Raw genomic sequence first — 11,600 nt, 5'->3', positions numbered from 1 at the left:
GGGGGGGGGGGAGACGGACCGGCCCGAGGGGGGGCTTCCACCATAACCCTTCGTAAGTGCTACTGCGTGCATCGGCGCGCCACAACTACTCTCCGAAATCGTCCGACGACGGGCCGGTGGTCGCGGAAGCCCTCATTCCTGCCCTGTTCGTGGCCGAATCCCGGCGGATTCCCAAGGGTTTCCCAGGGGAATGGGGCGACATCCGGCGGATCTGGAGGGTTTGCCGCGGCTTGGCATCCGCTCGGCGAGTTGCCCCCGGGCCCCCGCACGGGTGACCCCGACCGCGAACGTCCGCTTGACGGCCGCACCGGCGCAACGGGGGTGCACAGACGCCGCACAGCCCCCTCCCGCCGCGCGGCACCACCCGTGCGGCTTTGCTCGGGCGATTTCCATTGGTCTGAACCCTTGGGGAAAGCCACCCCGAAGGCCGACCGCGCGACGTAACAATGTGGCAAATACGCGAATCGATAGAGGACAGGCTCCGACCTAGTTCGCTCTACCGTCGGTCCATCTCAGTCCATCTCAGTCCATCTCGGTCCATCTCGGTCCATGACGAGGGACCGTGACGACGAGGCCAGGGGGACGAGGCCATGAGGATCACCTGGAACGCGGCGACCGCGCGGCGGCTGGACCGGCAGTTCCTGGCCGATTCCGCGCCGGAGGGCACTCCGGTCGCCGAAGTGGTCGGCGCGATGCTGGGCGCGCATGCGCAGTTGCTGTCGACGGCCGAGCTGTCGGTCGGGGTGCGGGCGGCGGCCGGGGTGACGCGGGCGGAGGTACGGGCGGCGCTGTGGGACGACCGCCCGCTGGTGAAGACACACGGCCCGCGCGCGTGCATCTGCTCCCCGCCCGCGAGCTGCCCGTCTGGTGCGCCGCGCTGACCGCGGTGCCGGCCGGGCCGAGCCCGTTACCGCCCGACGGCCGGCTTACCGAGGAGCAGGCCCGGCAGGTCGTGGCGGCGGTCGGCGAGGCCCTTGACGGCGTGTGCCTGACCGTGGACGAGCTGGGCGAGGAGGTCGTCGCCCGCACCGGCTCGTGGGCCGGTGACCTGGTGATGCCCGCCTTCCAGGGCATGTGGCCACGCTGGCGCCAGGTGATGCACCGGGCCGGCCAGTCGGGCGCGCTGTGCTTCGGCCCCAACCGCGGTCGCAAGGTGACGCACACCCGCCCGCCCCGCTTCGACCCCGTCCCGCCGGACGAGGCGCTGCGCACCCTCGTCCACCGCTATGTGCGCGCCTACGGCCCCGCGACGCCGCAGCACTTCGCCAAGTGGCTGGCGGCGCCCGGCGGTTGGGCGTCCGGCCTGTTCGGGAAGCTGGCCGCCGCGGGTGAGATCGAGGATGTCGGCTGCGGGGGCGTCGCCGGTCCGGCCCGGGTGGCCGCGGGCGACACGCAGTTCCCGGACGGGCCGGTGCGCGGGGTGCGGCTGCTGCCGTACTTCGACGCGTACGCCATCGCCGCGCAGCCGCGTGAGCTGCTCTTCCCCGGGGACGCCCGGCGCCGCGCGCTGGCGGGCGGCCAGGCCGGCAACTACCCCGTGCTGCTGGTCGACGGGGTGGTGGCGGGCGTCTGGATTGGAGGCGCGGGCGGAGCTGGTCGTGGGGGAGGTTGCGGTCGGGCCGCACGCGTGAGTGTGGACTCCTCGGTTCACTTGGGTGGCTTGCGGGCCTCGACGAGCTGGCGGGCGCTGTGGGCGACGAAGGGGCCCTCGGACTCGATCCGCTCGTGCAGGGCGCGCAACTGCGGCTCGTACGCCTCGACGGTGAAGCCGGGGACCATCCAGATCACCTTGCGCAGGAAGTGGACGACGGCGGCGATGTCGTGGAACTCCATGCGCAGGCGCTCGGCGCGCAGCTCGACGACCTCGAGAGCGGCGGCTTCGGCATCGGCCCGCTCGCGGTCCGGATGCCGGCCGCTGCGCGCTTCCTCCGGCTGCGGCCCGAGGAAGTGCTCGACCAGCTCGAAGGCGCTGGCCGGTCCCACGTGTTGGGCGAAGTACGTGCCGCCGGGTCGCAGCACGCGGGCGATCTCCGCCCACTGCGGGTTCACCGGATGCCGGCTCACGACCAGGTCGAAGGCCCCGTCCGCGAAGGGCAGCTGGGCGTCCTCGGGTACGGCGACGACGGTCACGCCGCGCGGCCGGAGCAGGGCGGTGGCCTTGGCGACGTTGGGCGGCCAGCCCTCGGTGGCGACGGTGAGCGCGGGCCGCGTGGCGGCTTGGGCGAGGGCGAAGGCGAGGACTTCCCCTCCCCCGGTCTGCACGTCGAGCACGGCACGCCCGGCGGCCAGCCGGCCGGCCATCGAACGGGCGTATCCCCAGGAGGGCCGCGCTTCGGTGGCCCGGCCCTCGAACCAGGAGAAGTCCCATCCTTCGGTGGGGACGGAGGCGCCCTCGGCCACGAGGTCTTCGAAGGTGCGGGGGTGGTTCATGGGGTGATCGTCGCAAGGGAGGGGACGGGGGCGCCTGTCATTTTTCTCCTTGCAGCAGGCACGTCCTTCGCCTTGCAGCAGGCGCGTCGCTCTCCTCCCTCCCGCCGTACCGGAGCCGCGGAACCCCAGTTCCCCGGATCTCCGAGGGCGCACGTGGTCAGAGGGGCTGGAGCCGGGTGCGCAGGAGGCAGAATTCGTTGCCTTCCGGGTCGGCCAGGACGTGCCAGCTCTCGGTGCCGGTCTGGCCGACGTCGGCGGGCCTGGCGCCGAGCGCGAGCAGCCGCTCCAGCTCGGCGTCCTGGTCGCGGTCGGTGGCGTTGACGTCGATGTGCAGTCGGAGCTTCCCGGTCCGCGGGTCGCTGCTGGGGCTGAGGACGAGCGTGGGCTGCGCGCCACCGAAGCCGGCGTCGGGCGGCCCGATCTCGATGCTGCCGTCGTCCTCCCGGCCGAGTTCGACGTAGCCGAGGACCTCGCTCCAGAATGCGGCGAGCTGCTCAGGGTCGGCGCAGTCGATGACCAGCTCACTGATACGGCATGCCATGCCCGTCAGCTTACGTGGAGGGCGACACGCCAAGCGATCGCGTTCTGCTCGGCTGTGTCGCTCCTGCCAGGCATTCTGCGTCTACGAGGATGATGGAACGGCCGAGGGGGCTGGGGCGAATTCGTCCGGCAGTCGCGGAGGAGAGCCCTGGGTCCACACCACCCGCAGTGTTGAGGCGGAGATCCGCCAGCCGTCAGCCGTCCTGACCAGTTCGGTGTCGGTGTGGCCGGCAGAGATGAAGACGCCGTCCGAGCCATCCGCCAGGACGTGGGTGCTCAACTGGGCGCCATGGGCAGTGGCCCGGGTACCGTCGATCTCGATGATGGCGTTGGTGCCCAGATGCACGGTTCGGTCGAACAGCGCCATTCCCTGCCGGACACGGGCCAGAAGGGCATCGCGGCCATGGACGGTGCCGATGGGCATCTCCGCGGTGACGTCTTCGGTGTGGAACGCGCGAGCCCACTCCTCGTCGAAAACCCCGTAGTCCAGGGAACGCAGGTAGCGGTTCAACAGGTCGGTGATCTCAGCGCGGTCGGTCAGGGCCTGCACCTGTCGCTGCATCTCTTCGGTGTCCATGAGGGAAGAGTGCTTCCTCAACCATGCTTGAGGTCAAGGCGCCTGGACGGTTCCTAGCCGAGCACGAGCATTACGTGCCCGTCCTCCTCGTCACCACTGTCGACGCCAGCGCCGGACCGCTGAAACCCATGCCGTTCGAGCAGGCGTATGGAGGCGGTGTTACCGGCGAAGGGATCAGCGTACAACGGCCGGCTCTTCTCCAGCGCGAGGAACAGGGCGAGGGCCTCGGTGCCGACGCCGCGCCCCCAGTACGCCCGGCCGAGCCAGTAACCCAGAAACCGCCGCTCCCCGTCCCACCAGGACACGACATTCCCGGCGACCTCACCGTCCACGGTCACCGTCCGCACGAGCACGCTCTCGTCCGCGAGAGTCTTCGTCTTCCAGTGCCGTATGAAGGCCTCCCGCGGCCGCGGCGTGAACCTCGACCGCCGAACGGCCTCCGGATCGTGCTCGTATGCGAGAAACGCCTCAAGGTCGGCCACCACGTCACGCAGCTGTACGTCCACCCCGTCGTAACTCATGCCAGAAAGTGTGGCACCCACCACTGACAACGCGGCTGACCAGCCATGATGAACCAACAGGCTACGGAACGAGCGGCCGAACCTCCTCGGCCGCGAACCGCATGAACCCCTCCGGATCTGGCTCGTCCCCTGTCGGCTGGAGGATGACGGTGTCGGCACCGGCGTCCGCGAGCCGCTGGACGGCCTTCGCGACAGCGACGGCGTCTCCGGCGATCCCGGGGTCCGGAACGGAATCAAGCCCTTCCGCATCGAGCTCGGCCCGGAGACGAGCAGCCCCATCCGGCCCGGTCGCGGCGAGCAGATAGACGGCGACCTCATGCGGCTCGCTACGACCGGCCGCCTCCCGCCCTTCATCGACGAGCCGACGGGCACGCCGCACACCCTCCGGCGGCGTACCGGCGGTGAGCAGCGTCGCGTCACCGACCTCACCGGCGAGCCGCAGCGTACGAGGCCCCGTGGCCCCGACCATCAACGGCACAGCCTCCGCGGGCGGCCAGTCGAGCCCCACGTCGTCGAGCCGCACGTACCGCCCCTCGGTCGTGACCCGCTCCCCGCGCAGCAAGGCCCGCAGCGCGCCGAGATGCTCCCGCAGCAAGGTCACCGGCGACTCGACCCGCCCACCGACCTGCCCCATCCACTCCTGCACCCCATGCCCGACAGCCACCCGCGCCCGCCCCGGAAAAATCCGTTCCAGCGTGGCGATCTCCATGGCGGTGATCGCTACATTCCGCAACGGCACGGGCAATAGCCCCACCCCGACCCGCACCCGCTCGGTCCATGCCAGCGCAGCGGCAGCCGTCGAGACACCACCCTCCCGGAAGCAGTCCTCCCACAGCCAGAGCTGTTCGAGCCCCACATCATCAGCAAGCCGAGCGATACCCCGCAGCCGCTCGGGCGAAAGCTGGGGCCGGAAGACAGCGCCGAGTTCAGTCATGGGCATCTTCCTACCCAACACTCGGGATACCCCACAACAGGTTTACGCCCGGTACGCCCCGACCTCGACGAGCCTCTGTTGGAAGACGCCGCACATCGTGCTGTCGTTGAAACACCAGCTTCCCTCAATCCGACCCGCGAGGATTCGGAGAGGCATGTCCTGGGAATCAGGTTCTGGTGGGCCCGAGACTGGGGCCTCTGGACGTACCGTGCCGGAAATGAGCTATTCGGCGCAGCTTTGACCCTCGCCTTGACTACCACGGTCTTGGGCGGTTTTGCCGGAGTGTCTCTGACAGCGGGGCTGGCCGATGAGTCGTTCCTGTCGGCGGCAGTACCAGACGACGGACGCGGAGCCTTGCTGGTCGGAGGTATTGGCTTCGGCGGTGTGACCGGGTTGTTAGTGCCGCTAATTCTGTACGAGTTCGTTCGCGGCACTCCGGAGAAGCCACGGCTCCGTCCGGGCGAAGCGGCTCTCAAGATGCTGGCCGTTCTTTTCTTCGGCGTCTATGTGCTGATCACGGCCCTGGTCGTCGCCCAGCTCCGCTGGCTCCTTCCCGAGAATCTCACCCTGCTGGTCAGCGTCTTTGCCGTTGGTTTCAGTTGGTTTCCACTCGCGCTCCTTCCCTGGGAGCGATTCAGACTGGTGAATGCCGTGACGGGGGTCGCGATCGCTGATCGCGGTTTCGGTTTCCGGCATGACTGAGGTGCCTCCTGGTGGCCCAGAAGGCGTCCAAGCCAACGAGCGGTCCAGGCGACGCCGTCGTCGCCATGCTGGACGCGGTGCGCCGCGTTGGTCACCTGCCACCAGAGGGCCGCTGATCGTTTCGTTCCGGCACCCGGATCCCGGCGCGACGGGCACGGGCCAAGGCCTCAGGGGCGGCCTCTTGCACGTCCGTGAGGACGCGCGAGTCCTTGGTGAGCTGTTGGTACACAAGGAAGAGGCGCCGAGGACCGGGGACCGCGATGACGCCGGCGAAACGTGTGTCGCCCGCGAACCAGATCTCGTCGACCTGGGCCTTCTTCTCTGGCTTGACTCCGGGGCCCAGCCGACGCCTCCACCACACCGACCGGATTCTCTTGAGCGCACAACGCTATCCAGCAACATCGGGCGACACCAGGATGAAAGTTGTCGACTGACGGGGCGTATGGGAGCAAATTGGTGGTTCCCGAATCCGTCCAGCCGTAACGGTTGCGTAACGCGCAGTGCCCAGTGTCCAGTTGTCACGGCGCCACAGGTGTGCCCACCTACCCCCATGCGGATACGGTCAGTTCAGGCAGGTCAGACAAGAGCGGACGACGGGGAGCTTCCCTTGAGGCGACACTGGCGTGACGGGTGCGGGCGGCTGCTCGTGCATGCGGGTGGTCGGGGAGCGCCTGTCAGCGTGCCACTGGAGATCGCCACCTCCTATCGCGCCCGTACGAAGGGGCTGCTCGGGCGAGATCGCGTTAACGGGGCGATCCTGCTCTCCCCAGCCAACAGCGTGCACACCCTTCGCATGCGCATTCCCATCGACGTCGCCTACCTCGACCGCGATCTGCGCGTCATCGCCGTGCGCACCATGCCGTCGGGGCGGCTGGGGGTGCCTCGGCTTCGGGCACGGCATGTGGTGGAGGCGGAGGCGGGGGCGATGGCTGGGTGGGGGGTGCAGGTCGGGGTGCGGGTGGAGGTCGTGGCGGAGGGAAGGCCGGAAGTACGTCGAGTGCCACGGCCAGCATGAGCAGCAGGCTGGAGGTGACAGGGAGGATTCCGCCCAGTTCGACGGCCTCCACCTCGTCGCCCGTCATGCCGGGCCGCCAGCCCAACGCCGGCCGTGGCAGGCCGAGGGTCGTGCGGCGGTCGTGCACCGGCTGGCCGCGACCGTACGGACTCAGCGGTCCGTGGCGCGAGGGTGTCCTGTACCTGCGAAGGTGATCCAGCAGGTGTCGCGGGCGGCGTCCAGGAGGTACCAGACACGTCCACCGCCGGTCACCTCGATCTGCCACTGCTCGCAGGTATGGCCCCCGTGGGTTCCGTGCGCGAGGCTGCCCTTCAGGCGGTGATGCCGCGGTGTTTCCATGGTTGGTCTGGGCTCTGCCCGCATGGTGAGCCAGGCTCGGTAGGTGTTCTCGCGTGCCTACTGGGCAAGGTTGCCCCATCCCTTGGCCGCCGCCGCGTCCGCGAAGCGGACCTCCCACTGGCCCGGTGGCGCCGGAGGGGCGGCGCGGTCGCCGCGGCCCGCGCTCACGCGACATCCCGCGGATCCGGTGCCGGACCGTAGTCTTCGGCGTGGTCACGGGTCAGTGCGGCCAGGAGTTCGGGATCGGAGTGCACCTCGGCCGTGTGCTGCCATGCGGTGAGCAGCTGTGCGACCGCCGCGCTATTGGCGATCGAGTCGGCGGCCCGCATGGTGTCGACCAGTTCGACGGCAAAGGCGTGGAGATCGGCCTCGGGCAGAAATCGTACCCAGGGAAAGGCGTTCGGCAGTATGTCGAGGAGCAGTTCCATGCTGCCGGGCTCGTAACGTGCTATCGCGGCCAGTATCCGTGTGGCCGCCGACACCACGGTCTGTTCCTGCTCGGCTCGTGCCGCCGTGGTGAGGACGAGGTCCTCACCGTCCCTGCGGTGCAGCAGCAGCCGTGGCGATTCCTTGAGAGGGGCAAGCGTCTGCTTGTTCTTGTTCACCAGCTCGGAGAAGTTCACGGCAGCGTTCTCGGTCGACATGACTTTGAAACTACTTCGCAATCCCCCACCCCGCCATCCCTCGAAAGCAGGAAGAGGGAGGCGATGGGATTGCCTGGCCCCTCACCAGACCGTTTCGGTCGTGTCCTGCGTGATACCACTGCGATCGAGGACCTGGCCCAGTTCAATCGCCCCAGTCAGCGGAAGCACACCGTGATCCAGGGCTCGTCGATGTGCGGGATCACGCGCGGCCGTACCGGGTGTCGAGCTGCTGCTCCAGGGCATCGAGGAAGACACCGCGCTCCTCGATGAAGCGCTGCGCGGCGGCCACGCCGACGGCGCGGGCGCGCCGGTGGTGTCCTCGATGATGAGCCGCTCGACGTAGCGACTGAAGTCCAGTCCACGGGCTGCCGCCGCTTCCTTGCCTGCGGCGAGCACTTCGGGCTCCAGCCGATCTGAGTTTACTTCTTCGATGGGGCCATGACCCACAAGACAGAGGGGTGCGCGACGCCGCCCGCGCGGACTGTGCTCGCGCGCCTCGGGCGTGTGCCGTCATGCAGTGCAGCAGCGCGGCTGACGCACTTCGACCGACGGCGGCAACCCAGTTCCGCGCAGGCCCGATCGCCTTCTGGCGGCACGTCACTCGCCGGTGCGTTCGCCGTCCAGATATGCCCGCGCCCCCAGCCTCGGCAGCACCGCCCACATCCGCGTCCCCCCGCCTGGTTCCCGCGCGTCGCCGAATCCCCAGTCGCCGTCGCACGCCCGGACCACGCAGGCCAGGACCCGCAGGGCCGCGCGGCGGCGGGTGTCGCAAGCGATGGCGAGGCGGGGGTGGGTGTGGCGGGGGTGGTTGTCGTAGAGGGTCACGCGCAGGGCGGCCTCGCGGTAGCGGAGGGAGACGTACACCTCCGCGGCGGGAGTGAAACGGCAAGCAGAGGACGCCAGTTCACTGACCACCTGCACCGCCGCGTCGGTCACGTCCTCAAGGCCGTGGGCTCGCAGGATTGTGCGGGTGGCGGCGCGGGCGATGGCTGGGCTGTGCGGGGCGGCGGGGAGCGTGAGGCTGTAGGCGAGGCTTTCGGGGGACGGGGGCGTGGGCGGCAGGTCGGTGGCGGTCGGGACCTGGCAGTACGTCACGGCAGCGGGCATGGCAACTCCCTTGCATGGCTGATGGCTTGGACTCCGGAAATGGCTGCTTGTCTCCCTGACGCGAGCGCCCCTCCCAGGGGAGGAGGTTGCGGGCAGGCTCGCGCGATGCGCTTCCGACGTGGTGGCGGATCGCGGTCGATCTGTCACCGACTGTAGAGCATCGAGGAGTACACGTACTACCAATTAGCGAGGTCTGGGTCTTGTCGAGGTGGACCATGCGCCGGGCGCAACGGCAGACTGACCCCGTCAGAGATACGGAGGGGGAGGGCGCATGGCGCCGAGAAGTACGCCGACGGCACGTCAGCGGCGCCTTGGTGCCGAGCTGCGCAAGATGCGCCTTGCGGCCGGGATGACGACGGAGTACGCCGCCGGGCTGCTGGAGGTCCCCCGCACGAACGTGCCCAACATGGAATCGGGACGCTCAGGCATCAGCCCGGAACGCGTACGGACTCTGGCCAGCAACTACGGCTGTGAGGAACAGCCTCTCATCGAGGCACTTGCCGCGATGGCAGGTGAGCGCGACAAGGGATGGTGGGAGTCTTATCGGGGCCAACTGCCCACGAGTTTCCTGGACATCGCCGAGCTGGAATGGCACGCCGAACGCGTGCGTATGGCGCTGAGCGTGCACCTGCCCGGGCTCCTGCAGACTGAGGAGCACGCCCGCGCGGTCTTCGAAGCCGTGATTCCGCGGCTGCCGCCAGCGGATGCGGATGCGCGCGTGGCGCACCGGATGGATCGGCAGCAGGTCCTCGATCGGCCAAAGCCGCCGGGGCTGTACGTCATCATCCACGAGGCTGCGCTGCGCATGGAGTTCGGCGGTGCGGCCGTGGCACGGCGGCAGTTGGAGCACCTGTTGCGCATGTCCGAGCGTGAGGCCGTGACGGTACGGGTCATCCCTTTCAAGGCCGGAGGCTTCCCGGGGGCAGGGCAGTCAGTCGTATACGCCGAGGCGGCCGTTCCTCAGCTCGACACCGTGGAGCTCGACAGCACGCACGGCCCGGAGTTCGTCGACTCCGACAAGCAGCTCCGCAAGTACCGGGCCCAGCTCGACGCGGCGGAGTCTGTGGCGCTCGCACCGGACGCTTCCCGGCGCTTCATTCGTACTCTCGCCAAGGACCTCTAGGAGACATCCGTCATGCCCACGATCGCTTGGGAAGAGCCCTTCTGCGGCGAAGGAGCCAACTGCTTCCGCATAGGCACCGACGACGAGGGCAACGCCTACATCGCCGTTGCCGGGCAGGAAGATCGGTATCTCACCGACAATCGGGAGGCCCTTCGTACCCTCATCCGGGAGATCAAGGCGGGTAAGGCCGACCACCTGTTGTAGGGACTGCGGGTGCTCGCCGTCAGGGGCCCTGCATCGGCGTCCGCGCTCCTTGCCTCTCACCGGAGAAGACCACCAGCGGGGGCTCCTCACGCCCCCGCGCCGATGCCAGTTGAGGATGCTGGGCGGCTACCTCCGGACCGACACCCATAAGATCGGGCCAGGCCTCCATCGGCGTTGGCGCCGAGGACCAAGCCCACCGTCTCCGGGCGGCCGATGCCGACATTTGCCAGTTCCTCCACCCATGGAGCGGTCTGGTAGGAGGTGGTGTTCACTACGTCGGTCAGGGACTGGCCCGTTGTGTGGGCAATGGTGCGCGTGTACGTGAGCTCCAGGAGGGCTGCGGCTGTTGTGCCGGCGTAGGCGCCTACGAGCATGAGCAACAGGGTCGTGGAGAGGCGTACCGAACGGGTTGGCCATGACAGTGTGAACAGCTGGAGCATGCCGTATATCGCTGCGGCGACCATGAGTACGGTCACGCGTTCCCCCCGAGTCCAGCAGCATTGGATTCGCTAACGCGAATGCAAGGTTAGGGGCTGCGGGGGTGGAGGGCGAGGGCAACGCAGGCCGGATCGGGCTTCGTGCGGCTTCGGGAACGACCCCGGGGATGCGGCTTTCGGGAGGGGTCCCGGGAGCTTCTCTGTAGCTTGCGCTTGGGCGTTCACCGTGAATTGCCCGTTCCGTGGTGGCTGGAGGTGGTGTCGCGCTCTGCGGAGAGGAATGGCACCGGCTGAGTGACGGACGGGAAAGGAAGAACCATGAGCAAGGCCCGGGAAGAGGTCAAGGCCGGGATCTGGGTCATCGGCGGTATCGCCGCCCTGGTCACGGTCGGCCTGACCATCAGCCTCGCACTCGGTGGCGTCAGCTGGCTGACTGCTCCGTTCCGCGGCGAAGTCGACAAGCGCAACCGCACCGAAGGTTCAGGTGCGTTTCGGATCGCCACGTACGAGGAGTTCTTCGGACTCTGCTCCACGGTGCAGTCCAAGGAAGGGGCCATCAAGGCTCTGGAAGAGGAGAACAAGACGGCCTCCGAGTCCAGGCGGGCCCAGATCAGCACCTCCCTCACCGCCTTGAAGTCGTCCCGGATCGAAGCGGTCAGCGAATACAACGCCAAAGCCGCGCAGGAGCACCGGAGTGCCTTCAGGGACAAGGACCTGCCGCCGCGGTTGGACGTGGACGACATGAACACCACGTGTGCGCCGTGACGAAGAGGAAAGACGAAGAGGAGAAAGGCCATGAAGCGTATCGCCCGTACCGCACTGGCCGTCACCGCTGTTCTGTTGGTCGGCTTCGGCGCCGCTGCCTGCGAAGACGACTCCTCACAGGCGACGGAGACGAAGGCGAAGGAGAAGGGCTACGACAAACTGGTGGCGAACCAGCCCGGAGTTCCGCAGCAGAGGTAGCGGCATAGTCGCTGGAAATAGGGTTTGACCTGCGAAAACACAGCATGGCCCGGTGACGTGGCGT

The 11,600-nt window shown here is 68.5% G+C and carries 15 protein-coding genes and 1 pseudogene; 7 read left to right on the top strand and 9 right to left on the bottom strand.

The window, feature by feature from the left end:
* The first annotated feature begins 590 nt into the window (after positions 1–590).
* Positions 591–1,631, top strand: a pseudogene (locus tag H8R17_RS01370) (winged helix DNA-binding domain-containing protein).
* Between the two features lie 16 nt (positions 1,632–1,647).
* Here H8R17_RS01370 and H8R17_RS01365 read toward each other — a convergent pair.
* The 5 genes from H8R17_RS01365 to H8R17_RS01345 form a co-directional block, all read right to left on the bottom strand.
* Positions 1,648–2,430: a class I SAM-dependent methyltransferase gene (locus H8R17_RS01365; RefSeq protein WP_187821230.1), complete on the bottom strand. Its 783-nt coding sequence runs from the start codon at positions 2,428–2,430 to the stop codon at positions 1,648–1,650.
* Positions 2,431–2,587: 157 nt separating this feature from the next.
* Entirely contained in the window at positions 2,588–2,971 is a 384-nt protein-coding gene (locus H8R17_RS01360) for a VOC family protein (protein WP_187821229.1), read from the bottom strand.
* Between the two features lie 81 nt (positions 2,972–3,052).
* A complete protein-coding gene (locus H8R17_RS01355) occupies positions 3,053–3,547 on the bottom strand; it encodes a nuclear transport factor 2 family protein (protein WP_187821228.1) in 495 nt (164 codons plus the stop codon).
* Between the two features lie 53 nt (positions 3,548–3,600).
* Positions 3,601–4,068, bottom strand: a complete 468-nt coding sequence (locus H8R17_RS01350; RefSeq protein ID WP_187821227.1) for a GNAT family N-acetyltransferase — start codon at positions 4,066–4,068, stop codon at positions 3,601–3,603.
* A 61-nt stretch (positions 4,069–4,129) separates the two neighbouring features.
* Positions 4,130–5,002 carry an LLM class flavin-dependent oxidoreductase gene (locus tag H8R17_RS01345; protein WP_187821226.1) on the bottom strand — a complete coding sequence of 291 codons (873 nt, stop codon included), beginning with the start codon at positions 5,000–5,002 and terminating at the stop codon, positions 4,130–4,132.
* Positions 5,003–5,080: 78 nt separating this feature from the next.
* Between H8R17_RS01345 and H8R17_RS01340 the strand changes: the two genes are divergently transcribed.
* The gene (locus H8R17_RS01340) at positions 5,081–5,704 is read left to right on the top strand and encodes a hypothetical protein (protein WP_187821225.1); all 624 of its coding nucleotides are present in this window, start codon (positions 5,081–5,083) and stop codon (positions 5,702–5,704) included.
* Positions 5,705–6,311: 607 nt separating this feature from the next.
* On the top strand, positions 6,312–6,719 hold the full coding sequence (locus tag H8R17_RS01335) for a DUF192 domain-containing protein (protein WP_262504914.1): 408 nt from the start codon (positions 6,312–6,314) through the stop codon (positions 6,717–6,719).
* A 503-nt stretch (positions 6,720–7,222) separates the two neighbouring features.
* Here H8R17_RS01335 and H8R17_RS01325 read toward each other — a convergent pair.
* From H8R17_RS01325 to H8R17_RS01315, 3 genes are all read right to left on the bottom strand, one after another.
* On the bottom strand, positions 7,223–7,702 hold the full coding sequence (locus tag H8R17_RS01325; protein WP_187821223.1) for a hypothetical protein: 480 nt from the start codon (positions 7,700–7,702) through the stop codon (positions 7,223–7,225).
* 81 nt (positions 7,703–7,783) lie between these two features.
* Complete coding sequence (locus H8R17_RS46175; RefSeq protein ID WP_262504913.1) at positions 7,784–8,098, bottom strand: hypothetical protein; 315 nt, start codon at positions 8,096–8,098, stop codon at positions 7,784–7,786.
* A 201-nt stretch (positions 8,099–8,299) separates the two neighbouring features.
* Entirely contained in the window at positions 8,300–8,809 is a 510-nt protein-coding gene (locus H8R17_RS01315) for an ATP-binding protein (protein ID WP_187821222.1), read from the bottom strand.
* Between the two features lie 271 nt (positions 8,810–9,080).
* Here H8R17_RS01315 and H8R17_RS01310 point away from each other — a divergent pair, with 271 nt between their 5' ends.
* Together H8R17_RS01310 and H8R17_RS01305 are read left to right on the top strand one after the other, a co-directional pair.
* Complete coding sequence (locus tag H8R17_RS01310) at positions 9,081–9,932, top strand: helix-turn-helix transcriptional regulator (RefSeq protein WP_187821221.1); 852 nt, start codon at positions 9,081–9,083, stop codon at positions 9,930–9,932.
* A gap of 12 nt (positions 9,933–9,944) precedes the next feature.
* The gene (locus H8R17_RS01305) at positions 9,945–10,136 is read left to right on the top strand and encodes a hypothetical protein (RefSeq protein ID WP_187821220.1); all 192 of its coding nucleotides are present in this window, start codon (positions 9,945–9,947) and stop codon (positions 10,134–10,136) included.
* A gap of 86 nt (positions 10,137–10,222) precedes the next feature.
* On the opposite strand, the gene H8R17_RS01300 is transcribed toward H8R17_RS01305, so the two are convergent.
* Positions 10,223–10,612, bottom strand: a complete 390-nt coding sequence (locus H8R17_RS01300) for a hypothetical protein (protein WP_187821219.1) — start codon at positions 10,610–10,612, stop codon at positions 10,223–10,225.
* A 279-nt stretch (positions 10,613–10,891) separates the two neighbouring features.
* Between H8R17_RS01300 and H8R17_RS01295 the strand changes: the two genes are divergently transcribed.
* Positions 10,892–11,338 carry a hypothetical protein gene (locus tag H8R17_RS01295; protein ID WP_187821218.1) on the top strand — a complete coding sequence of 149 codons (447 nt, stop codon included), beginning with the start codon at positions 10,892–10,894 and terminating at the stop codon, positions 11,336–11,338.
* Positions 11,339–11,368: 30 nt separating this feature from the next.
* Entirely contained in the window at positions 11,369–11,536 is a 168-nt protein-coding gene (locus H8R17_RS01290; protein ID WP_187821217.1) for a hypothetical protein, read from the top strand.
* Positions 11,537–11,600 lie beyond the last annotated feature (64 nt).

Source organism: Streptomyces sp. TRM68367 (assembly GCF_014495685.1).
GTDB lineage: Bacteria > Actinomycetota > Actinomycetes > Streptomycetales > Streptomycetaceae > Streptomyces.
This window is presented reverse-complemented; position numbering and strand designations above follow the sequence as displayed.